Here is a 22,775-nt window from a genome sequence, read left to right on the forward strand (position 1 = left end):
GCGGGTGCAGTGATGACGGCCTCAACGCAAGAAGTTCCTTAAGCCGCCTTAGCCGGCGCCGCCTTTCACCGGAACAGCGATGAACTTCGCACCGTCCGCAGATTTCACACGCAGCAGCACCGAACGCCGTCCCTCCTTGCGGGCCGCCTCGAGCGCCGAGGCGAGGTCGCCACGGGAACTCACCGGCTGCCCGGCGGCCTCGATAATCACGTCGCCCCTGCGCAATCCTTTTTGCGCGGCGGCGCCGGAGGGATCGAGATCCGTCACGAACAGCCCTTCCCGGCCTGCGCCGCGGACCTCGGCCGCCGGAGCGACCTCGAGCCCAAGACCGGACAGTTCCGGTCCCCGCTCTGAGAAGCCTTCATCGTCCGCGCGCGCTTCCCGCTCGTCGGGCAGCGCGCCCAGTTTCAGCTTCACCGTCTTTTCGGCGCCCGAGCGCAGAAAAGTGATGTCCGCCGTCTTGCCCGGGCCAAGGGTCGCGATGCGGCGCGCGAGATCGCGCGACGTGTCGATCTTGTCGCCGTTGACGGCGACGATGACGTCGCCAGACCTCAGGCCGGCCTCTTCCGCCGGAGCGCCCCGCTGCGGCTGCGCGATCAGCGCGCCTTTCGCGGACTTCAGCCCCATGCTGTCGGCGATTTCCGGCGTAACGTTCTGAATCTTGACGCCGATCCAGCCACGCGACACGGAGCCTTTTTCCTTGAGCGCCGCGACCACGTCCTTGGCCACCTCGGCCGGAATGGCGAAGCCGATGCCGATCGAACCGCCCGAAGGCGAATAGATCGCCGTATTGACGCCGATCACATTGCCGCGCGAATCGAACGCCGGACCGCCGGAATTGCCGCGATTGACCGGCGCGTCGATCTGCAGGAAGTCGTCGTAAGGGCCGGCGCCGATGTCGCGCCCGCGCGCCGAAACGATGCCGGCGGTGACTGAGCCTCCGAGACCGAACGGGTTTCCGACCGCGATCACCCAGTCGCCGACGCGCGGCGCGGCGGAGCCCCAGTCGACATAGGGCAGCTTCGCGCCATCGCTGATCTTGAGCAGCGCCAGGTCGGTGCGCTTATCAGTGCCGACCACCTTGGCGGGCAGCGTTCTTCCGTCGTCGAGCGCAACGTCAACTTCGCTGGCGTGTTCCACAACGTGGTTATTGGTGACGACATAGCCGTCCGGGCTGATGATGAAACCAGAGCCCTGCGACATCGTCATATGTTTCTGGGGACGGCCCTGACCTTCTCCGAAGCGCTTGAAAAAGCGATACATCGGGTCGTCGGGCGAGACGTCCGGCATCTCGAAGATGCCGCCCTGCTGATCACCGACGGCCTTGACCTTGATGGCGACGACGGCCGGCTTGACGCGTTCGACGACGTCAGCGAAGGAGGCGGGTCCGGCGGCGGTGACAGATCCTGAGAGCGGCGCTTCGGCGTAAGCCGGCGTCAGCGGCGCCGGACCGATCGCAGCGGTAAGCGCGAACGCCGCCGCAGCGCCCATCAGCGCCAGACGGGACGCGCGGCGCGGCGCTTTGACGGCGCGGGCGCGAGGATTGTTTGCGATAGGCATTTCTCGAAAATCTCCATCTTGAACGACGCCGCGGGAGGAGGAGCGCAACGTCGCCGCAAGATGAAAGATGGAGATTGCCGCTTTGCCGTCCAATGGCGGCGGGATGAAACTTTCGTAAGGCGCTAGGCCCAAGCAAAAAGTCGCAGGCGACTGCGCCTGAGACACGCGCGGCGTGAGAGCCTTGGCGACGCGCCTCGGCGGCGATGGCGGGCGGCGTTCACAGCCAGCCGGCGCGACGCAGCCGATAATACAGATAGCCGCAGATCGACATCGTCACGCCGAGGACGACGTAATAGCCATACTCCCACTGGAGTTCCGGCATGTGCTGGAAGTTCATCCCGTAAATGCCGGCGATGGCGGTGGGCACCGCCAGAATCGCGGCCCAGGCGGCAAGCCGGCGCGAAATGTCGGTTTGCTGGATCTGCGCGTTCATCAGGCTCGACTCGAAAGCGAAGGCGAGCGTCTCCCGCATCGTGTCGATGCGTTCCTGGACGCGGCGCAGATGGTCGCGAACGTCGCGAAAATGCGGCCGCATCTCCCGGTCGATGGCGACGACGTCGCTGCGCTCCAAGCGACGGCAGACGTCCGCAAGCGGCGTCACGGCGTTGCGCAGATGCAGGAGGTCGCGCCGCAAACTATAGAGCTGCTCGATTTCCGGTTTGCCCATCGTCGTTGCGAGAACATGATCCTCGATGTCCTCGACCTGACCATTGATCGCGTCGAGCACCGGAAAGTAGTTGTCGACGATGAAATCGAGAATGGCGTAGACGATAAAATCTTCGCCCTCCGTGAGGCGTTCCGCGCGCGCCTCGCAGCGTTCTCGCACATGCGCATAGGAGCTCGACGCGCCGTGGCGCACGGTCACGACATAGCCGGCGCCGATAAAAATATGCGTCTCGCCGAAGGCGATGCGGCCGTCAACCATCTGCGCGGTGCGCGCGACGATGAAAACGCTGTTTTCATATTCTTCGAGCTTGGGAAACTGATGCGCCTTGAATGCGTCCTCGATCGCGAGATGATGCAACGCGAACTGTTCGCCGACGCGCTCCAGCAGCTCTTGTGACGGCTCGTGGAGTCCGATCCAGACGACATAGCCTTCGCGCTTGGTCCACTCTCCGGCCTCATCGATCTCGATATCGGCGACCTTACGTCCCCCGTGATAGACCGCCGCTGCGACGACCCCGGCTTCCGTAGGCTTTGTCGCGGTCGCTCGCTCGTCCATGCGCATCCTCGAACGGTCAGGACGGTTTTGATCCGCCGCGCGCAACGCCGACTTTTGCGGGGCGCAACACGCGTTCGCCGATCATGTAGCCTTGCTCAACAACCTGAGCCACCGTGCCTGCGGGTTGCGTCTCGTCGGGAATTTCGAACAGCGCTTCATGCTGATTAGGATCAAAGCGCGCGCCATGGGCGTCGATCTTCCTGACGCCGAAGCGCGCCAGCCGCGCAAGAAAATCGCGCTCCATCACGTCGACCCCCTCAAGCAGCGACGCGACCGCCGGCTCGGCGCGCGCCTCCTCGGGCACGCTCTCGATCGCGCGGCGTAGATTATCGGCGAAGGACAGCATCTCCCGCGCGAAATTCGCCACGCCATAAGTTTTCGCGTCGGCGATCTCGCGCTCGGCGCGACGGCGCACATTCTCGACTTCGGCGAGCGCGCGCAGGAGCTTGTCCTTTAACCCTGCGTTTTCGGCATAAAGATTTTCGAGCTCGGTGAACGGCTCCGGCTGCGCAATGTCGGATTCGGCCGACGGCTGCGACAAGGACGAGGGCTCTGCGCCCTCCCGATTCTTCGTCGACTCAGCCTTCTTGTCCGCATTCGTTGGATCGCTCATGCTGTCACCATCATTCTTCGTAAAGGCTTCGATATCTGCGTGCGAAACGTCAAAATCAAGTCGCGGCGGCGGCGGGCGTTTTGGTCCCGCGGGCGCCCGGACCGCGAAACACGTCCAGGAGCTGGCGCTTGATGGCCGCCTGTCGCTGCGCCGAGGCGATCTTCGCTCCGGTCAAATCCGTGACATAGAAGGCGTCGACGGCGCGCTCGCCGAAGGTCACGATATGCGCCGAGGCGATATTGAGATTGAGCCGCGAGATCGCGTTGGTGAGCTCGAACAGCAGACCCTCGCGATCGAGTCCCGAGACCTCGATGACCGTATAGACGTTCGACAGGCTGTTATCGACGACGACCTCAGGCGCGACCGAGAAGGCGTCGGTCGGCAGATGGGCTTTCGCGCGCGCCCGCAGCTCTTCGGACACGACGACCTCACCGCGCAGCGCCCTGGCGATGAGGCCGGCGATTCGTCCGGCGCGACGCATTTCGTCTTCGTCAAAATCAAAGGCGCGCGAGAAGAAGATCGTGTCGAGCGCAAGACCATCCGCGGTGGTGAAAATATGCGCATCGACGATATTGGCGCCGCCTGCCGCGCAGCCGCCGGCGATGATCGACAGCAGACGCGGGTTGTCGGGCGCGACGACGGTCAGCTCCACGGCGCCTCGCGTCCTGTCGAGTTCGACCGCGGTCGCCAGCGGCGCCGATGCGCCGTTCATCTGGCGAAGCAGCTCCGCGTGACGCAGCTTGCGGGCGACGTCAACCTTGAGCCAGTAGGCCGGATAGTGGCGCTTGGCGTAGGCGTCGAACGCCTCGTCGCTCCACTCCGGCAGCGCTGCGCGCAGCTCGGCTTTGGCGGCGGCGACGCGACTCTTGCGATCGACCGCCGAATGGCCGCCGCCGAGCACGACCTCGGTCTCCCAATAGAGCACCCGCAGCAGCTGCGCCTTCCAGGCGTCGAGCACGCCGGGCCCGACCGCGTTGATGTCGCAGACGGTGAGAACGAACAGCATCTTCAGCCGCTCCATCGTTTGAACGATGGCGGCGAAATTCTCGATCGTGACGCGGTCGGAGAGATCGCGGCTCTGCGCGAAGCTCGACATGGTGAGATGGTGCTCGACGAGCCAGGCCACGGACTCGGTCTCGCCGGGGGTGAAGCCCAGACGCGGACACAGGCTGCGCGCCACCTCCATGCCGGCGCGGGAGTGATCCTCCTTTCGGCCCTTGGCGATGTCGTGCAGGAACAGCCCCAGATAAAGCACCTTGCGGTTCACGATCGTCGGCAGAATTTCGTCAACGAGCTGCTGATGCTCCGGCATGCGGCCGGCTTCGAGATCGGACAGTCCGCCGACCGCGCGCAGCAGATGCTCGTCGACGGTATAGTGATGATACATATTGAATTGCATCATCGCGACGACTTTGCCGAAATCCGGAATGAAACGCCCAAGCACGCCGGTTTCATTCATCCGGCGCAGCGTAATTTCGGTCATATTGCGCGAGAGCAGAATTTCGAGAAACAGCCGATTGGCTTCCTTGCTGGCGCGCAGATTGGCGTCGATCAGGCGCAGCGACAGAGTCACCGCGCGCAGGGCGTCGGGATGCAGCGGCAGGCCGTGATGATCGGCCATCCAGAACAGCCGGATGATGTTGACGGGATCGCGCTTGAAGACATCGGCGTCGACGATGCTGATGCGGTCGTGGTCGACGATGAAGTCGCCTTGCGGGGCGCGACTGCGCCGGCGCCGAAACGGCTGCAGGAAGCGCTCGAAGATGGCGCGCGGCTTCGCCTGCTTTTCTTCAAGCGCCGCGCAGACGATCGCGGTGAGATCGCCGACTTCCTTGGCGACGAGAAAATAGTGCTTCATGAAGCGCTCGACCGGCGATAGCCCGCTACGGTCGTGATAGCCGAGACGCTTGGCGATCGTTGTTTGTACGTCGAAAGCCAGCCGTTCTTCGGCCCGGCCCGTCGCGAAATGCAGATGACAGCGCACGCGCCACAAAAACTCCTCGCAGCGCTCGAACAGGCTCAGCTCCGCCGCGGTGAAGAGGCCGGCGGCGACGAGTTCCTTCGCCTCACGCACGCGATAGACATATTTGGCGATCCAGAACAGCGTATTGAGATCGCGCAGGCCGCCTTTGCCTTCCTTCACATTGGGTTCGACCAGATAGCGCGAGGCGCCGGCGCGCATCACGCGCGCGTCGCGTTCGGCGAGCTTGGCGGAGACGAATTCGCGCGTATCCGAACGGGCGATCTCGCGATCGAAGCTCTCGCGGAACTCGCTGAACAGCTCGGCGTTGCCGAGAATGAAACGCGCTTCGAGAAGCGTCGTTCGAATGGTCATGTCGGCGCGGGCCTGACGCATGCACTCGGCGACGGAGCGCGTCGCATGGCCGACCTTCTGACGCAGATCCCAAAGAATATAAAGGATCGCCTCGATGACGCTTTCGCCCCACGGAGTCTGTTTGTAAGGGACGAGAAACAGCAGATCGATGTCGGAGCCCGGCGCGAGCGTCCCGCGCCCATAGCCGCCGACGGCGACAATCGCGAGACGCTCAGCAAACGTCGGATTGTCGACGACGTAAACATAGCGCACGACATAGTCGTAGATGGCGCCGATCAGCTCGTCTTCGAGCGCCGAGATCAATCTCGCGCAGGCCAGTCCCGAGCCGCGCGCCTCAAGCCGGGCGCGCGCAATCTCGCGTCCTTCCGCCAAAGCCGAGCGAAACAATTCGACGATCGCCGTGCGTCGCGCATGGCCGCGCTCCCTCTTGCAGATCGCCGCGATAGCCGGCGCGAGCGCCTGCCGCAGACCGCGAAACTGCTCGTTGGGATCAAGGCCGGCGAAAACGCTGAGCGGCGCCACTTCGTTCATAGAGTCAATTCCGGCGATCGGCCTGATGCGCGCAGCGCGCGCAGACGCGCCTCGATGGCGTCGAAGAGCGGCGGCGCAAGATCCGGCCCGCCGATGCGTTTTAGCGCGCGGAGCCCCGTCGGCGAGGTCACGTTGATCTCGGTGAGCCAGCCATCGATCACGTCGATGCCGACGAAAACCAATCCGCGCCGTTTCAGCTCCGGCCCGAGCCTCGCGCAGATTTCCTGCTCTCGCTTGTCGAGTTCGGTAGCCGCCGGCGCGCCGCCGCGCACCATATTCGAGCGTATGTCGTCAGCGGCGGGAACCCTATTGATCGCGCCCATCGCCTCGCCGTCGATCAGCAGGATGCGCTTGTCGCCCTTCACGATCTCCGGCAGGAAGCGCTGCACGACCCACGGCTCGCGGAAAGTCGTCGCGAACATGTCGAACAGCGAACCGAAATTCGGATCGCGTGGCGCGACCTTGAACACCGCGGCGCCGCCATGGCCGTAGAGCGGCTTCATGACGATCTCGCCATGCTTGGCGCGAAAGCGCTCCATCGCCGCGCGGTCGCGCGTAATCAGCGTCGGCGGCATCAGATCGGCGAACTCCATCACGAAGATCTTTTCTGGCGCGTTGCGCACATGCGCGGGGTCGTTGACGACGAGAGTCCTCGGCGCGAGCCGCTCCAGAAAATGCGTGGAGGTAATATAGGCAAGATCGAATGGCGGGTCCTGACGCAGCAGCACCACGTCCATGGCGCCGAGTTCAAGGTCCGTCGCCTCGCCGAGCGCGTAATAGCGCGAAGGATCGTCGAAAACGTCGATGCGATGCGCGCGCGCCGTCAGCCGCTCGCCTTCAAGCGAAAGTCGATCCGGCGTGTAGAACCATAGGCGATGGCCCCTGCGCTTCGCCTCCAGCATCAGCGCGAAGGTCGAATCTCCTGCAAAATTAATGCGTTCCAAGGGGTCCATCTGGACCGCAATCTCGAGCATCGATCCCCCTGCCCCGGCCGCCGCCGCCCTGCGCCGGCCCTTGGGAACGGCGCCGCCGCCCGGCGACACATAGCAGGAGAACCGTGGCCCTGCGCAACCCTCAATCGCCCCCGCGCCGGGGCGATCGGGTGGGCTTCCTCATCCTGAGGAGCGTGCGCAGCACGCGTCTCGAAGGGCGAGGAAACCCGTTTTCGCGTATTTTTCCTCACCCGATTCCCCTGGCCCCGGCGCTTAGCGGACGCGACGACGCGGGTCAGATGACGTAATCGAAAGAATCATAGGCGAGGCCGCGGAGGATCTGGTCCATATCGCGCGCCGGCTCCATACACGATTCGGTCCCGACCACCTTCGCCGGAACGCCGGCGACGATCGAATTGGGCGGAACCGACTGCAGCACCACCGAGCCCGCGGCGATCCGCGAACAGGCGCCGATCTCGATATTGCCGAGAATTTTGGCGCCCGCGCCGATCATGACGCCGCGCCTGACCTTCGGATGACGGTCGCCCGCGACCTTGCCCGTGCCGCCCAGCGTCACATTATGCAGAATCGAGACGTCGTCGTCGACGACCGCTGTCTCGCCGACGACGAAACCGGCGCCATGATCGAGGAACAGGCCTTTGCCAAAGCGCGCGGCCGGATGAATGTCCGCCGCGAGCGCGTCGGAGGCGCGGCTTTGGATATAGAAAGCGAAATCGTGGCGCCGCGCGCGCCACAGCGCATGCGCCAGCCGCGCCGACTGGATCGCGTGAAAGCCCTTGAAATAGAGCAGCGGCTCGATCATCCGCCCGCAGGCCGGATCACGCTCGACATAGGCGGCGAGATCGGCGCGGAAGGCGGTAGCGATCGCCGCGTCGTCGCGCACCGCCTGCAGGAAGGCGTCGGCGATCGTCTCGGCGTCCAGCGCTGACGCGCCGAGTCTTGCGGCGATGCGATGGACCACCGCCTCTTCGAGCGATGCGCGATTGAGAATCGCGCCCAGCATCAGCGGCGTCAGCGACGGGTCGAGACGCAGCGCCTCCTCGGCTTCGCGGCGCATATGCGCCCACATCGCCTCCCGCGCGATCAGCTCTTCTGTCGGCGCGTCGGCGCTCATCGTTTAGAACTTCACTTCCGGCGGCGATTGCGCCGCGCCGGCCGCGGAAAATTCCGCCATCGGCTTCGTGCCGGCGAAGAAGGTCTTCGCCCAGAGGAGCGTCGGGAAGGTGCGCAGCGAGGTGTTGAATGCCCGCACCGCCTCGATGTAGTCGCGCCGCGCGACATTGATGCGGTTCTCGGTGCCTTCGAGCTGCGACTGAAGAGCGAGGAAGTTCTGGTTGGATTTTAAGTCCGGATAGGCTTCGCTCACGGCGATCAGCCGGCCGAGCGCGCCGGTTAGCTGATTTTGCGCCTCCTGGAACTGTTTCATCTTTTCAGGATCGGTCAGCGAACCCGCGTCAACCTTGACGGATGTCGCCTTGGCGCGGGCCTCGACGACCGAGGTGAGCACGTCCTTCTCCTGCCTGGCGTAGCCCTTCACGGTCTCCACGAGATTTGGAATGAGATCGGCGCGGCGCTGATATTGCGACTGCACGTCCGACCATTTCGCCTTGGCGTTTTCTTCGAGCGTCGGAATCGTATTGTAGCCGCAGCCGGCAAGGCCCAGGCTAAGAAAAATCGCGGCGGCGACGGCGCGCCAGCGGGAAAAGTCGCTCATATAAAACTCCTAAAGAGCGGCGCGGCGCGCCAGCGATTGTCGCGCGGAATGTAAGGCGTGGCCCTCGCCAAGGAAAGGGCGCGGCTTAGCGCCGAAATGAGGTAGAATGCGCCTTCGCAGCGAGGATGCGAACAAAATGCAGATCGACGAGATCATCGGCAATTTCGAGCTGCTCGATGAGTGGGAGGATCGCTACCGCTATCTCATCGAGCTTGGCCGCACGCTCGAGCCGTTGCCGAAAGACGCCTATACCGACGCCAATAAAGTGCGCGGCTGCGCCAGCCAGGTGTGGCTCGAAACGACTCCGACGCGCGACGCCGAGGGGCGGACCGCGCTCTCGTTTCGCGGCGACAGCGACGCGCATATCGTGCGCGGCCTCGTCGCGCTCGTGCTGGCGCTTTACTCGGGGCGGCCGGCGCAGGAGATCGTCGAAACCGACGCGGCGCCGCTGTTCAAGGAGCTCGGCCTTGCCGAACATCTGACGCCGCAGCGCGCCAATGGCCTGCGGTCGATGGTCGAGCGCATCAAGAAAGAAGCCAAAGAGGCGATGGGGGCGTAAGCCCCAGGCTGCGCCAAAACCTGATCACACGACGCGAGCCATCTTCAGATCGGCTCGGCGTGCAGAGTTTCGCACCAATGGTCTCGTCGATCTCTCAGAGCGCGCTCGCGCCCATAGACAAGCTCCTCGACATCCACCCGTTCAACAATCTCGAATGTGAAGCTTGCGGCGCCAGTTTCTCGCCAGGCGGTCTGTAGTGAGCGATGTGGGGAGGCGCCCTGGCGAAGCGTGAACGACAAGCGATTCCAGATCGTGGCGAGATCCGGCGCGCTGCCCGCCCATTGCTGGCCGGTCGTCGCGCAGCGCACGACATAGACGCCGGCGATCGCCTTGCGTTCCTTGTAGGCGGCGATGGCCGCTTTCCTATCCTCCGGCTTCAAGATCCACCCTCCAATTTGGCGACGGCCAGGCCGCTCGCGCAATTTATACCCGGATGATATTTACAAAAGCAAATTTACCCGGGTAATATACGGCTGCATTAGAGAGTCCCTTCATGCCGGAATTTCTGTCCAAGCCTTGCACCGCTTTCCAGGGAACGCGCCGAATAGCTGCTGGCCCGCTGATCGATGTCGCGCGGGCTGTAAAGGCGGCGATGGAGGCCAATCCCAATTGCTCCTTTCTCACTTTTGACGATGCGACCGGCGCTGTGGTGGACCTCGATCTGCGAGGCGAGACAGCGGAAATCGTGGCGCGCTTGGCGCAACGCGCCAACATGGGAGATCGTGTGAGGCGAACGCCTCGCCGCCCTGACGTCAGCGATGCGACGCCGGAGCGCGGTCGCGGCCGGCCGAAATTGGGCGTTGTCGGCCGGGAAGTGACATTGCTTCCCCGGCACTGGGATTGGCTGGCCACGCAACCCGGCGGCGCGTCGCAAGCGTTGCGCAGGCTGGTGGATGAGGCGCGGCGCATGGACGGCGGCCGGAGCCAGGTCCGCGCCGCGCAGGCCGCGACCTACGCCTTCATCTCGGCGATGGCCGGCGACCTTGCAGGATTCGAGGAGGCGACGCGCGCCTTGTTCGCTGGGGATCGTAAGCGGTTCGCCGAACATAGCCGTGCTTGGCCGCCGGATATCCGAGCCTACGCCGAAACCCTCATGACCACTGGACTCGCCACGCCGCAACAAGGAGAGCGGACCGATGCAGACCTACCTTGAACCAACTCAAAAGGCAGGACGCGCCCTCTTTATGCGCGGCATTCAAGGCGAGGTCGTCATGCTCAACCTGCTACGCTTGCGCCAGCTGGCGGACTATGCCGCTAACCCCGAATTGGCGCCCGCGCAGCCGATCAGCGGCGCCGAGGCCTATGATCGCTACATTGCCCATACCCTCCCATATCTGACCCAGAGCGGCGGAGCGCTCCTCTTCCTTGGTGAAGGCGGCCCCTTCCTGATCGGCCCCGAGGGCGAGCGATGGGATCGCGCGATGCTCGTGAAGCAGAGTTCCGTGCAGGCCTTCATGGCCTTCGCCGGCCACGACGCCTATCTCGCCGGCCTCGGACACCGGACGGCCGCGGTCGAGGATTCGCGATTGCTGCCGCTGGTCCAATATCCGCTTCCAAACGTTGATCGAACATGACGGCAAGCACGAACCCCGCCGTCGTCGACGAACTCAACTGACGGCGGGGCGCAAGTTTTTTTTAAGGGTCCCCTCTCCCACGAAGCGGCGCGACCCACCCTCCCCTCAAGGGGAGGGTAAGCCTCACACTCTCGGCCGATAATCCTCGGCGCCCCAATGCAGCAGCGCCTGCGCGCGGTCGCGGCCGCGCGCTTCGACCGCGAGCCCGTAATGGCGCGCCAATCGATCAAGCGCGATTTTGAGCACGACTTTCGCCGAGCGGGGCGGCCAGCCGCGTTCGCTTTCGACGATCTCCATGCCCTTGAGATAGCCGCAGACGTCGGTCAACAGGCCCGCCAATTCCGGCCCCGTTGCGTCGACGGCGCGCGCGAGGCGACGGCGCGCGTCGATCGCCACCTCGGAGACGGCGCCGGCGTCGGCGCCGCGTCGAGCGGCGTTGATCGACGCCTCCCAATTCGCGGTCACGCGCTGCAGGAGCTGCGCCTGCTCGATGTCGCGGCGAAAACGCTCGCCGGCTTCGAGCTGCGCGGCGTCGAGAAAGGTTCGGCCGTCGCGGTCCTTTCGCCGCGCGAGCCAGGCGAGCGGACTTTCCGCATCATTGACGAGCGTCGGACGCGCGGCCTTTTCGAGCTGGCGCAGCGCATAGGATGCGTGCTGGGCGCGAAACGGCTCGGCCTGATCGACGTCGGGCGCTGATAATCGGCGCAGATAAGCGCGGCCGGCGTCGGTGAGCGCCAGCCGACGCTCGCCGCCGTCCTGCTCCCATCGCACGAGCCCTTCGGCGAGCGCGGCGTCGGAAGCGGCCACCGCAAATCGCGCGCGCGCCACGGTGACGCCTTTACGCGCGGCGAGCACGACGAGCGTCGCGGCCTCGAGCGGGCTCAGCGCGCCGCGCGCCCCCGGCTCGGCAAGCGCCTGCAGCAGGCGGCGCATGGCGCGGCCGGTTTCCTCCCGGGTCCCAGATCTTTTCTTCATTGCGCGCTCCCTTGCGCAAGGAGGGCGCAGATCATGTCGCGCTGCGCGGCCAGCGCGGTTTCGAGCCGGCGGGCGCCGGCGTCGAAACGAGGATCGTCGCGCAAATCTTCGATCGTCGCGCAGGCGTGACGGACAGTGGCGCGGTCGCGCGCGAATGCTTTGGCGCAGGCCGAAACGCTGGCGCCGAGCGCGACATGGTGGAGATAGACGGCGAGCTGACGCGCCCGCGCCACCGAGGCGCGGGAGCGGCGAGGCGAAAAAAGATCGGCGAAGGGCGCGCCCTGCGCGGCGGCGGCCGCGGCGGCGCTAAGCCCCGGAATAAGCGTCGGATCGAGAAACATCGAGGTCTCCAGCTGAGTGGCGGGCAACCGTAAGCTGGAAAATAATCCTATTCAAGGATAAAATACTTATCCTCATCCGTTCGAGTAAACGCATTCTGAGCGTCACGGAGGATGATCCATGACGCACAGGCCAGTTCACGCCCCGCAAGACGACCGCCCCGCCCGCTTCGCCGCAGCAGCTGGCGCGGCGCTCGACGCCGCCCTCGTCGCGGGTCTCAACGCCTATGATCGCACCCGCGCATTGACGCGTTTCCATCGCCTGTCGCCCGACACGATCGCCAGCGAATCGCCCGACGCGGCGCGCGCCGCGCTCAAGGAAATCGAGCGCGCGATGCGCGGCGAACGCGCCCGGCGCGGCCATTGGAGCTATGATCTCAACCGCATATCAGTCTGCTCGTCGCCCATCGCGCCGAGACCGCGCGGCTTCATCGCCTGTTGAACCGCGCATGAGCGCGGCCGCGCTTCCGCCCTCCTGCGCAATGCTTTAAGCTTCGCGCTTTCGGTCCGAGACGCAAAGGTCGGCGATGTATCTGGAGAAAATTCTGGCGCTGTTGGCTGCGGCGCTCGTCGCGGTCGGAGCCGGCATCGGCCTGACCTGGCTGGCCCTCAATCCCGCGCCGCGCATGGCCGATGCGGGATCAGGGATCGCGGCGCCCGCCAACGGGCAAGTCGACAAGGGAAGCGCGCGGCAGCAGATCGAGGCCCTGATCGCCTCGACGCCGGATTATGCGCGCTATTTCGCCCGGCTCCGCGAGACCTTCACGGCCGATTACGAAGCGGCGATCAATGATTTCGCCACCCGCCTCGCGCAGACGAAGGAAGAGCAGAGCGTCGACTATTATCTTTCCGAGGCGGTGCGCCGCATCCGCACCTCGCGCGGCGCGCTCGCGGCGAAGGCCGAGCCAGAGCCGATCGCCCGCGTCTTCGAAAAGCAGCTGGAAGTGCTGCAGGCGGTGGCGCGGGAGGACAAGCGCATGTGCGTCGCCTTCCTCTACGGCGCGACCAATCTCGACTTTCAGCGATTCGCCGCCTCCCGCCGCCAGATCGTCTCGGACATGGCGCTGGCGGGGCTCGAGGCGATCGTCAGCGGCCAAGCCAAAAAGATCGAGCGGACCGCGCCGACGGAGGCGGACTTTCGCCTGTTGGAGACGGCGCTCGCCGCGCGGGGTCTGAGCAAGGTCGAGATCGACGCGCTGCTCGACGGCAAGATGCCCACGCCGCCGCTCGAAGACGCCCGCATGTGCGGCGCCGGGCAGGCCTATTTTGAAGTGCTGAAGACCCTGCCCGAACCTGCCCGCACGAAAGTCTACGGGCTGGCGCTGGAGCTGATGGCGCGCTCTTAGCGCAGCTTTCCGAAAAAGTTGACAGACTTTTTCGATGAGAACCTGCTCCAACATTTCATATTGAGCGAATCCTTTTCGATCACATGATTCCATGTGATCGGGAAGCGCTTGACGCGTCATGGCCCCGCATGCGCCGGGGGAGTCGGCGCAGCGCCGCCTCCCGGCTTTGCGGGCGCCTCCAGCAGCTGGCGCAGTTGTGCGACGGCGATCCGGATCAGCGCGTCGCGCGGCCGCGCCGGTCCGATCTCGACCGCGGCCATATTCGCCATCACCTTGGCCAGATTTTCGGTCGGCGCGCCGTCGGCGGTGAACAGCGCCAGATCCTCGTTGGCGCCGCCGACGACGCCCTGGGCCACGTTGGCCGCGTAAGCGGCGATCCGCGCCAGCTCCCCCGAGCAATTCAAAACGCTAACCGGGGGCGCCCGCGGCGCGGGCGACGGCGGCAGGTCGGCGATTGTCGTCCGGGGCGCCGGTTGGATCAGCTCGGCGAGCTTTTCCCGCCGCGCCGGAAGCTCGGAGACGCCGGCCATGATCGAGGGCGCCGGCATCAGGTCGACGGGCTTTGCGAGCGGTCGCCGCGCCGTCTTCAGATTGACCCCGCCGCGCCCATGCGCCGCCAGCCAGCGCGCGCGAAGCGTGTTGTGAATGCCGCGCGGCGCAATCCCCATGGGGACCACGCGCTGCGGCGACATGCGCGCCATGCCGCCGCGCGACGCCGGCCGCCCGGGAGCGGCCGCCGGCCGACGAGGCGCGGCGGGCGGGAGGACGAGCGAACATTGCGCCGGCGCCCAGCGCTCGACGATGGCGCGCGCGGTGCGCCGCCCATAGTCGACGTAATATCGGCGCAGCAGCAGCGCCGCGACGGCGGCGCCCTCCTCCGCCGAAGCGAAGGCGACATGGCCGTCGGCGTCGGCGGCGATCTCGCCATTCCAGCCCGCGCTCTTGATGCACCAGTAATTGTTGAGCTTGACGCAGCGGGCCGGCTCGCCGTCCTCCGCGCCAAACGCCCGGCGGATCGCGGCGACAGGCGCCATCTCCAGCGCCAGGGCGCTTTCGAAGCGCCAATTGTCCACGGCGCGCGCCTGAGGCTGATAGGCGGGGTTCGGCGTCGCGGCGAACATCGACGAGGGCGCGACAAGCGCCGCCGGCGCCTTTTGCGGCGCAGCTAGGGCCAGCATCGTCAGGAGCGCTTCGATCAGCATGGCCGCTCTTTGCGGGTTTGCGCACTGCGCTAGTCGGGGTCTTCCGTCGCCTCGCCCCGTAGAATGCCCGGCGTGACGAAGCGCGCAAGTCGCGCGCCGCCCCTGCCGACGTCCGCCCAATGATCGGTCGCAAAGTCGAGCATCGCCAGCGCCGCCGTAGGGAATTTAGAGCGCATCAGCGCCAAGTCTTCCGCCTCGCCTGAACCCGCGAGCCAAGCGGCGAGCTCCGCAAAGCCCGGATTGTGACCGACGGCGAGCAGCGTCGCGACCTTGTCAGGCGTCTGCTGCAAAATCTCGACCAGATGGTCGACGGTCGCAAGATAAATCGTATTCTCGATCAGATGCGTGACATGGCCTGGAAAAGCGTCGAGCACCTGGTCGAGGGTCTGCTTGGCGCGACGCGCATCGGAGGCGACGGCGAGGTCTGGCGCGATGTTGGCGTCTCGCAGATACTCGCCCATGCGCCGCGCATCCTCCATCCCTCGACGGGTGAGCGGACGTTGGCGGTCGCCGCCGGCCGAATGCCGGTCGGCCTTGCCATGGCGCAGGAGCAGGAGTCGACGCATGCGGCCTCTCTATCACGGCGCCGCCGCGCCGCCACGCGCCGCCCCTCGCTAAACGCCGGCTGCGACGAAACTACGCGCCTCTTTACCCCGAAAGGCGCGGCGTGCAAGCTCTCCCCGTTCGTCTTCCCAAGGCTCCCCTGATGCGCAAATTGCTCGCCATCGGCGTCGTGACGTCGCTTTCGCTCGTTGGTTTCGCCGCGCCTTCGCCGGGCGCCGGCGAAAAGTCGCTCACGCTCGACAATCTCGTCATCACGCTCGGCGCGACGACCTATCGTATCCCGCACATCGAAATCGAAGGCGCGAGTCTGCCGCCGGCGGAACTCGCGAAATTCTTCATGAACGGCGGCGCGAATGCCGCGGCGCTTCTCGCGCGCATTTCCGCGCGGCGAATCGCCGTGCCTTCTATGTCGAGCGAAAGCCGCAATGATTTGCGCGTCGAGCGCGCCGCTTATCGCAAGCTCCTCTTCGAGAACGTGGTTTCGGGTCGCGCCGCGAGCGTGCGCGGCGACGGCGGCGAGGAAACGATCGAATCCACGAAGGGCGGCGTTCAGCGCGTGTACTGGGGCGCCTCTGTCGCCAAGGGCGTCGATCTCGCCGAACTCGCGCGTCTGGCGCTCTCCACGCGCGGCGACGCCAATGAACCTCTGAAGCCATTGGTCGAGGAGGAAATCGTCGAATCGTCGCGCCTCGAAGACGCAAGCGCCAATCTCGTTCTGACGACGGGCCGCCTGAAGATTGAGGGCGTGCGCGGGCGGGCGTTGCAGACTGCCGCCGGCAAGCTCGTTGAAAGATTCGAGACGCTCAATCCAGCAAAGCCCGAAGATGATCCCGCGCTGATGCGCGATGTCCTCGACGCGCTGCAATCCTTCGAAGCCGCGTCGATCGACGTCGATGACGTCGTCGCCGCCGGCAAGGGCGAACCCGCCGGAAAGCCGTTCACGGCGAAGATCGCGCGCGCCGGCCTACGCAAAGTCGCGGGCGCCGGCGCCGGCGAGATATTTTTCGACGATTTCTCGCTCGCCGCGTCGGACGGCGGCCATCTGTCGGTCAAGCGATTTGCGCTGAACGAAGTGCAGCTCGCGCCGGTTTTGGAGGGCGCCGCCTATCCCAAGCTGGCGCGCATCGAGCTGCGCGGCGTCGCCGCCGATCTGCCCGACTCCAAAACCAGCGAAACGTCGCGCATGAAATTCAGCGTCGAGAACGCCAGCGCGACGTTCGACAATTTCCATGCAACGACGCCGACGAAATTCTCGGGCCGGATCGACAATTTCGTCGTCGATCTTTCGGCGCGTGGCGAAACCCAGACGACCGCGCATTTCCTGGCGCTCGGCTATCGCGAGCTCGCGCTCTCCGGACTCGCCGCCGGCGAATGGCGCGAGAAGTCATCGGAAGCGGCGCTGGAGCCTGTCGCGATCGACGCGAAAAACATGGGCGTGGCGCGACTCTCCGCGCTCTTCGGCAATGTGTCGAGCGCGGCGTTCTCGTCTTCGCCCCTCATTTCGCGCGCCGCCATGCTCACGACGTCGATCAAATCGATCGACCTGACGCTCGAAGGCGACGGCCTCGTCGATCGCGTGCTCGCGCTCGAAGCCAAAGAGCAGAAGACGTCCGTCGACAAGGCGCGCGCCGATTACGCCAAGGCCGCCGCGACGGCGATCGCGGCGCTCGGCGGCGCAGGGGCGAACGCCAAGCGCATCGCCGACGCGGTTTCGGCGTATATTGAGAAGCCGAAGCGCCTGCATCTGCGTTTTGTCTCGCCGAGAGGCGTCACCGCCATCGACGCGCTGGCGCGAAAACCCAGCGAAATTCTGGAAAGCCTCGAAGTGGAGGCGAGCGCCGACAGGTGATACGCCAGCCGGGGGCTGCTGCTAACCGGCGGTCTGCAGACGTTTACTGCACGGTCGCTGTCGCCTGTCCGTTAATCGGTTCGATTTTCAATCGTAGTCGCCTCGAACAGATGGCGCCTAGCGCATCTCTATCTTTATCTGATAGTTCCAAAGGATATTTTCTGTTTGACGTCGTCGTAGACCAAACGTCGAAAACTTTCACGAGCGGCGTGGCGTCCCAGCTCGCAACAATGCGCCAGCGCGCTGCATTGCTCGAATAATCATCATCTTCACCTGGAACTGAAATCTGCTTTTCAGGAAGCGCCCTTCGAATAAATTCGTTCACGTTGGCCTCGGGCGGAACAATGCATATTGTATCCGCAGAGAACAGCTGGTTCAGATTCAAGATTTGGTTTTGACGAGGCGCGGACAATACGAACTCTGTGACGTCTTGCCCAGAGTCATCTGGCCATAAATATTGAGCAAGGCGAAACAACGGCAAAACGCCAATAATCACAAACGATAGAACGACCATAGTCAGCACAAAATAGTACACGCGCCTTTCAGTTTTGCTGAACATTTTTTCGGGACAACCGAGTGCTACTTCGGCTGCGGAACTCCCGGCCCCGCCTTCGTCAATGCTTGGCGCTCGTAGACAAAATAAGTATCACCATTTTTGAGTTTATACGGCGCTTCTTCCAATAAGTTGAGGGCAGACATGTTCGCTGTGCTAAATCCAAGTGAACTCATCGCAAAGAAAGCGCCATCTGAGCTTCCGCTTATTTCTTGACATCCCTCCGCAGAATTTCTTTTTCGCCAGTCCTCTGTGCGGTAAACATCAACATCGACGATATGATCCATCTTATCGAACTCCGGCGGTGAGCCTTGCAATAAAAACGCTCTTACCGGCAACTCGGCGTCTATGACAATTCTCGTATGAAATGCATGATAATTGATGTTACATTTTTGAGGATAGAGTCGCGGATCTTTAAAAAAAGGTTCTGTGCGTTTCTTTATGATTTCCACTTCTTTAACGGCGCAATATTTCGTGTTTTCGTCCACGGAGATATAGGCCAAATCGCTCGAATTCGACGCGTCCTTGACCGAAATGATGTTGTTCTCGCGGGTGAACTTTATGTCAGAATATTTGGTCGAGCGCGCCGCGGAAACGCCGGGCGGCGCAGAAAATCGGTTGAGGATGTTAAAATCCGAACTGCACTCGTAAGAGTCGGAATCATCGCCCCTATAGGTCTCCGCCGCTCCAGCCGGAGCGGCGCTGCCGACAAGCGTCGCTGAAAACACAAGCGCGCCGAGGCGCGGCCGGGCCCCGACGGCAGACGATGATCTGCGCAAACCCTTGTTGAAAAGCCTCAAGACGATCCTTCCCGTAATTCGCCGCTACAACGGGGTAGGCATGTGCAGTCTCGATGAGAGTAGCCGCGCCGCTTACGCCGTCAAGCCGACCTGCATAAAAACAGAGCTCCGAATCCAGGCTAACAAGGCGTCCTCTCACCGCGTCATGGCCGCGCTTGTCGCGGCCATCCATGCGCCGTCCCCGCGCGATGCGTTTCGCGATGTCCCGGCGTGGATGCCCGGCGCAAGGCCGGGCATGACGGCTGAAAGAAAGCTGATCCCGAGTTCGAAGCCCTGGCATAAGCAAAGCGCGCGTTTACGCTGGCGACGACCCCCATCGCCACGGCGCGCGCCCCGGCTGCGAGGCGCGTCAGCGCCCGGAAAAGTTCGGCTCGCGCTTCTCGAGAAAGGCGGCGCGCCCTTCCATGTAGTCCGCGCTGTCGAAACAGGCGCTCGTCAGCGCCTCGCACTGCTCATGCGACGACGCGCCGGGCAGGCGCGCGGCGGCGCGGATCGCCGCCTTGGCGGCGCGCAAGGTCAGAGGCGCGCCAGCGGCGATGGTTTCGGCGAGCGCATGCACGGCGCCTTCAAAACTCTCGATGGCGAAGAGGCGGCTGACGAAGCCGCGCTCCTTGGCTTCGTTCGCGGTGAGACGGCGCGCCGTGTAAAAGAGGTCGAACGCGAGTTGCGGGCCGACCGCGGCGACGACATAGGCCATCGCCGAGGGCGGATAGCCGACACCGAGCTTCGCCGCCGGAATCGCGAACGTCGCTTGCGCATCGGCGATGCGCAGATCGCAGGCCGCGGCGATTCCGAATCCGCCGCCCATGCAGAAGCCCGACACGGCCGCGATCGTCGGCTTGGAAAGATTCGAAATCGAGTCGAAGGCCTCGACATTGGCGTCCTCATAGAGGCGCCCGCCTTCGCTCGTCGCGCGCAGGTTGGAGAATTCGCTGATGTCGGCGCCGGAACAGAACGGCAGACCCGGCGCCCCGCTGATGACGAGGACGCGCGCGTCCTCCGCCGCGTCGACGGCGCGCAGCAGCGACGGCAGCGCGCGCCACATCTCGAAGTCGAACGCGTTTCGCTTGGCGGGATTTTCGATGTAGAGGCGCGCCACGCCGAATTCTATTGTGACGCGCAGCTTCGGGGTCGCAGATATGATCGCCATTGTTCCTCGTACAGCATAGTTTCAACGTCGCCGGACCGCTCGCTAGGAGCGCATGTCGGCGTGTTTTGGACCACATTCGCCGACCACTCTAAGCCGACACACACGCAAAGCGACGAACCAGGCGCCTACCGCCGGGCAAGCGCTGCAATCGCGACGCCATGCCGCGCCATACCGCCCACGTCGCGACCTCATGCCACAGCATTCCACGCGCTGATCAAGATTAAGATCGATGTCGCATTTAAAGGAAATCTCCTGCCAGCCGTGGAGCAGCGATGGCGATGAGACCGGACACATTCGCGTCGCCTGGCGCGCTGCGGCTAACCTTAGCCTTTGCGGTTTTCCTCCACCACACGACCAGTTTCAACCTCGGCATGTCGGCCGTGCTGGTCTTCTTCGTGCTCAGCGGCTACTGGGTCGCGGCGATGTGGAAGAACACCTATTCGAAAACGACGTCGGCCTATTTCACCTATCTCGTTTCGCGCGTGTGGCGCATCGCGCCGGTTTTCGCTCTCTGCTCGGCGATCGCTTGGGCGCTGCTGCTCTGGCGCGACGACGCGCCCGTCGCCTTCGGCGGGCTGATGCATCAGGTCTTCTCCAACATCATGATCCTCGGCTACAGCGCGCTGCCGTTCCAGGCGAACATTCCCGGCTGGTCGCTGGATGTGGAACTGCAATTCTATCTTATCGCGCCGGCGATCATTTTTCTCATTTCGAAAAACATCTCTCTCTTGCTGATCTGCCTTGTCGTTTCGGCCGGCGCGCCTTGGCTCGGCGGCTCCGCCACGGTCGCGCCTTTCCTTTTGTTTTTTGGAATCGGCGTCGCGGCGGCGAGCCACGACTTGAGGCCCGATCGCGCCTTCGCCTATCGCGCATTGTTCACGACGCTGGCGACGCTATTCCTCTGCGCGCTGATCTTCGCCAAGGACATGATGCTCGGCGAAAAGCAGGATCTGCTCGCCTTCAGCGACAAGATGAATCTCGTCATCGCGGTGATGATGACGCCCTGGGCGCTCTATACGACGCAGCAGGCGAGCGGCGCCAAGGACCGAATGCTCGGCGAGCTTTCCTACATCTTCTATCTGCTGCACTGGTCGGTGCTCGGCGCCCTGAAGACCGGCGTAGGCTCCTATCTCGATCGCGCCCTGCTCTGCTCCGAGGCGCTGCTCATCATCTTCGTCGCTTCCTACCTGATCTGGCGGCTGTTCGATCGGCCGATCAATAGATTGCGCGCCGCCTGGGTGCATGGCCGGCTTATGGTCGCGCCCGGCGCGATCCCCTCGACGACGCCGGCAAGCGCCGACTCCGCATTCGCCTAGCATGGTCGAACGTCGGATCGATCGCGCTGAGACAAGCGCATCCAGAAATTTGCTTGAGTCCAGTCGCCGGGATATGGGTTCGCCATGTTCCCGGGGGCGCATAAACTGGCGTATGTTCTGGCCGTCACAAGCGGGCTGACGCTTCTCAGCTTGAAGCGGTCGGATGAGCCGACGCTCTACTGCGCCAATGTGAACGGCGGCGGGGAAGACTACAGAATCCTCGTCATCGGCGAATCCTGGGCCTCGGACGGCAAGATCCTGCCCGAACTGCCGCGCGCCGTCTCAAAAAGACTTGAAGGCCGCGGCGTCCGGGCGTGCAGTCTCGGCTTTGCCGGCCGCAACTCACGGTTGCTCTACGCCGAACTGCGCGAGAAATTCCCCAAATACAAACTCTACCGCATGTTTGAGGACAAGAAGCCGGACAAGGTCGTCCTGATGAACGGCGTCAATGACGCGATTCAGCACGTCGGCGCATCGGCCTATGTCGAATATACGAAAAAGCTCGTCGAGTATTTTGCCGACGTCGACGATGTCGAACTCATCTCCATACCGCGGGTCAACGAGCGGAATTTCAGGCCGCCAAATTTCTACAGCGCCCTCAAGCGCTCGATATTGAGCTGTTTCTATGATGGCTGCGAGCGACAGGTGAATGACCTCTATCGGGTCGCGCTGTGGCGCGACCATCCCGAACTCAACACTCTCGAATATGACGGTTTCATCGATCGCTACGAAGGACACGAGCGGTGTTACACGACAGACGGCGTCCATCTGACTGACGAATATTTCCACAAATACGGAGAGTTCGTCGGCGGCGCGGTTTCGCTCGGAAATGCCGCGCCGGCCGTGAAATAGCGCCGTCTTGCCCGCCTCGCTGCTATAAGCCGCTGATGGACCTCCTCTCTCGCCTGCTCCACCGCGACGGGCTGATGCTGATCATCGACAAGCCCGCCGGCGTCGCCGTCCATCGCGGGCCGAAGGGCGGCGCAAGCCTTGAAGACGGCTTCGACCAGCTGCGCTTTGGCCTGCCGCGGCCGCCGGCGCTGGCCCACCGACTCGACAAGGACACGTCCGGCTGCCTCGTGCTTGGGCGCCACCGCAAAGCCCTCGAGCGGCTCGGCAGGCTGTTCAAGTCCGGCCGCGTCGGCAAGACTTACTGGGCGGTCGTCGAAGGCGCGCCCGTGGGTGAAGAAGGCGAAATCGACCTCCCGCTCGGGCGGCTCGACGCGACGCGCGGCTGGTGGATGCGGCCGGACCCTCTGGGTCTGCCCGCCCGAACTTCCTGGCGCGTGCTTGGCGGAAGTCCGGACAACGCGCTGACGTTCATCGAATTCACGCCGCACACCGGCCGCACACATCAGATCCGCGTGCATGCGCAGGCGATGGGGTGGCCCATTCTCGGCGATCCGATCTATGGCTCAGGTCGCCGCGAGGACTCAGCCCCTCTGCATCTTCATGCGCGCGCGTTGAGCGTGCCGATGCAGGACGGCAAGCCGCCTGTGCAAGCTGTCGCCGCCCCGCCCGAACATATGGGCGAGGCGCTCGCCGCATGCGGATGGAACGGCGATGCGCAACCGTAACACGGCGATTGCAAATCACCGCCGAAACGACCACCATATGAGGG

Annotated in this window: 24 protein-coding genes; 9 read left to right on the forward strand and 15 right to left on the reverse strand. The window is 64.2% G+C overall.

The features are described from left to right. Positions 1 to 48: 48 nt before the first annotated feature. From ACR65T_RS08120 to ACR65T_RS08150, 7 genes are all read right to left on the reverse strand, one after another. Positions 49 to 1,560 (reverse strand): Do family serine endopeptidase, encoded by a 1,512-nt coding sequence (locus ACR65T_RS08120; RefSeq protein ID WP_434495999.1) that lies wholly within the window; start codon positions 1,558 to 1,560, stop codon positions 49 to 51. A 217-nt stretch (positions 1,561 to 1,777) separates the two neighbouring features. Next, complete coding sequence (gene corA / locus ACR65T_RS08125; protein ID WP_434496000.1) at positions 1,778 to 2,782, reverse strand: magnesium/cobalt transporter CorA; 1,005 nt, start codon at positions 2,780 to 2,782, stop codon at positions 1,778 to 1,780. Positions 2,783 to 2,798: 16 nt separating this feature from the next. Beyond that, positions 2,799 to 3,395, reverse strand: coding sequence for a nucleotide exchange factor GrpE (gene grpE, locus ACR65T_RS08130; protein ID WP_434496001.1), 597 nt, complete (start codon positions 3,393 to 3,395; stop codon positions 2,799 to 2,801). Positions 3,396 to 3,450: 55 nt separating this feature from the next. Further along, entirely contained in the window at positions 3,451 to 6,261 is a 2,811-nt protein-coding gene (locus ACR65T_RS08135) for a [protein-PII] uridylyltransferase (RefSeq protein WP_434496002.1), read from the reverse strand. Then, positions 6,258 to 7,235, reverse strand: a complete 978-nt coding sequence (gene gshB, locus ACR65T_RS08140; RefSeq protein WP_434496003.1) for a glutathione synthase — start codon at positions 7,233 to 7,235, stop codon at positions 6,258 to 6,260. Before gshB ends, ACR65T_RS08135 begins: the two co-directional genes overlap by 4 nt. A gap of 253 nt (positions 7,236 to 7,488) precedes the next feature. Next, positions 7,489 to 8,328 carry a serine O-acetyltransferase gene (cysE, locus tag ACR65T_RS08145; protein WP_434496004.1) on the reverse strand — a complete coding sequence of 280 codons (840 nt, stop codon included), beginning with the start codon at positions 8,326 to 8,328 and terminating at the stop codon, positions 7,489 to 7,491. A gap of 3 nt (positions 8,329 to 8,331) precedes the next feature. Then, complete coding sequence (locus ACR65T_RS08150; protein ID WP_434496005.1) at positions 8,332 to 8,928, reverse strand: LemA family protein; 597 nt, start codon at positions 8,926 to 8,928, stop codon at positions 8,332 to 8,334. Between the two features lie 136 nt (positions 8,929 to 9,064). Here ACR65T_RS08150 and ACR65T_RS08155 point away from each other — a divergent pair, with 136 nt between their 5' ends. After that, a complete protein-coding gene (locus ACR65T_RS08155; RefSeq protein WP_434496185.1) occupies positions 9,065 to 9,487 on the forward strand; it encodes a SufE family protein in 423 nt (140 codons plus the stop codon). A gap of 44 nt (positions 9,488 to 9,531) precedes the next feature. Here the strand turns inward: ACR65T_RS08155 and ACR65T_RS08160 are convergent, their stop codons facing one another. Beyond that, entirely contained in the window at positions 9,532 to 9,867 is a 336-nt protein-coding gene (locus tag ACR65T_RS08160; protein WP_434496006.1) for a GIY-YIG nuclease family protein, read from the reverse strand. Between the two features lie 113 nt (positions 9,868 to 9,980). Between ACR65T_RS08160 and ACR65T_RS08165 the strand changes: the two genes are divergently transcribed. Together ACR65T_RS08165 and ACR65T_RS08170 are read left to right on the forward strand one after the other, a co-directional pair. Beyond that, entirely contained in the window at positions 9,981 to 10,640 is a 660-nt protein-coding gene (locus ACR65T_RS08165; RefSeq protein ID WP_434496007.1) for a DUF2239 family protein, read from the forward strand. Next, complete coding sequence (locus tag ACR65T_RS08170) at positions 10,624 to 11,061, forward strand: DUF1330 domain-containing protein (RefSeq protein WP_434496008.1); 438 nt, start codon at positions 10,624 to 10,626, stop codon at positions 11,059 to 11,061. Before ACR65T_RS08165 ends, ACR65T_RS08170 begins: the two co-directional genes overlap by 17 nt. A 123-nt stretch (positions 11,062 to 11,184) precedes the next feature. On the opposite strand, the gene ACR65T_RS08175 is transcribed toward ACR65T_RS08170, so the two are convergent. Together ACR65T_RS08175 and ACR65T_RS08180 are read right to left on the reverse strand one after the other, a co-directional pair. Further along, positions 11,185 to 12,036, reverse strand: a complete 852-nt coding sequence (locus tag ACR65T_RS08175) for a DUF6456 domain-containing protein (protein WP_434496009.1) — start codon at positions 12,034 to 12,036, stop codon at positions 11,185 to 11,187. Continuing rightward, a complete protein-coding gene (locus ACR65T_RS08180) occupies positions 12,033 to 12,377 on the reverse strand; it encodes a helix-turn-helix domain-containing protein (protein ID WP_434496010.1) in 345 nt (114 codons plus the stop codon). The genes ACR65T_RS08175 and ACR65T_RS08180 overlap by 4 nt, the downstream gene beginning before the upstream one ends. 118 nt (positions 12,378 to 12,495) lie before the next feature. Between ACR65T_RS08180 and ACR65T_RS08185 the strand changes: the two genes are divergently transcribed. Further along, positions 12,496 to 12,816, forward strand: coding sequence for a hypothetical protein (locus tag ACR65T_RS08185; RefSeq protein ID WP_434496011.1), 321 nt, complete (start codon positions 12,496 to 12,498; stop codon positions 12,814 to 12,816). Positions 12,817 to 12,901: 85 nt separating this feature from the next. Beyond that, entirely contained in the window at positions 12,902 to 13,720 is an 819-nt protein-coding gene (locus ACR65T_RS08190) for a hypothetical protein (RefSeq protein ID WP_434496012.1), read from the forward strand. Between the two features lie 116 nt (positions 13,721 to 13,836). Here the strand turns inward: ACR65T_RS08190 and ACR65T_RS08195 are convergent, their stop codons facing one another. Then, positions 13,837 to 14,922, reverse strand: a complete 1,086-nt coding sequence (locus tag ACR65T_RS08195) for a hypothetical protein (RefSeq protein ID WP_434496013.1) — start codon at positions 14,920 to 14,922, stop codon at positions 13,837 to 13,839. Between the two features lie 29 nt (positions 14,923 to 14,951). Further along, complete coding sequence (locus tag ACR65T_RS08200) at positions 14,952 to 15,488, reverse strand: SixA phosphatase family protein (protein ID WP_434496014.1); 537 nt, start codon at positions 15,486 to 15,488, stop codon at positions 14,952 to 14,954. Positions 15,489 to 15,628: 140 nt separating this feature from the next. Here ACR65T_RS08200 and ACR65T_RS08205 point away from each other — a divergent pair, with 140 nt between their 5' ends. Next, entirely contained in the window at positions 15,629 to 17,335 is a 1,707-nt protein-coding gene (locus ACR65T_RS08205) for a hypothetical protein (protein ID WP_434496015.1), read from the forward strand. A 43-nt stretch (positions 17,336 to 17,378) separates the two neighbouring features. Here the strand turns inward: ACR65T_RS08205 and ACR65T_RS08210 are convergent, their stop codons facing one another. From ACR65T_RS08210 to ACR65T_RS08220, 3 genes are all read right to left on the reverse strand, one after another. Then, positions 17,379 to 17,894, reverse strand: a complete 516-nt coding sequence (locus ACR65T_RS08210) for a hypothetical protein (protein ID WP_434496016.1) — start codon at positions 17,892 to 17,894, stop codon at positions 17,379 to 17,381. Positions 17,895 to 17,914: 20 nt separating this feature from the next. Further along, positions 17,915 to 18,688, reverse strand: a complete 774-nt coding sequence (locus ACR65T_RS08215) for a hypothetical protein (protein ID WP_434496017.1) — start codon at positions 18,686 to 18,688, stop codon at positions 17,915 to 17,917. A gap of 349 nt (positions 18,689 to 19,037) precedes the next feature. Continuing rightward, a complete protein-coding gene (locus ACR65T_RS08220) occupies positions 19,038 to 19,838 on the reverse strand; it encodes an enoyl-CoA hydratase (protein ID WP_434496018.1) in 801 nt (266 codons plus the stop codon). A 272-nt stretch (positions 19,839 to 20,110) separates the two neighbouring features. Here ACR65T_RS08220 and ACR65T_RS08225 point away from each other — a divergent pair, with 272 nt between their 5' ends. From ACR65T_RS08225 to ACR65T_RS08235, 3 genes are all read left to right on the forward strand, one after another. After that, on the forward strand, positions 20,111 to 21,154 hold the full coding sequence (locus ACR65T_RS08225) for an acyltransferase family protein (protein WP_434496020.1): 1,044 nt from the start codon (positions 20,111 to 20,113) through the stop codon (positions 21,152 to 21,154). Positions 21,155 to 21,304: 150 nt separating this feature from the next. Beyond that, entirely contained in the window at positions 21,305 to 22,006 is a 702-nt protein-coding gene (locus ACR65T_RS08230) for an SGNH/GDSL hydrolase family protein (RefSeq protein WP_434496021.1), read from the forward strand. A 35-nt stretch (positions 22,007 to 22,041) separates the two neighbouring features. After that, entirely contained in the window at positions 22,042 to 22,731 is a 690-nt protein-coding gene (locus ACR65T_RS08235; RefSeq protein ID WP_434496022.1) for an RluA family pseudouridine synthase, read from the forward strand. Positions 22,732 to 22,775: the final 44 nt, after the last annotated feature.

The sequence above is a fragment of the Methylocystis sp. genome (assembly GCF_051061285.1).
Taxonomy (GTDB): Bacteria; Pseudomonadota; Alphaproteobacteria; order Rhizobiales; family Beijerinckiaceae; genus Methylocystis.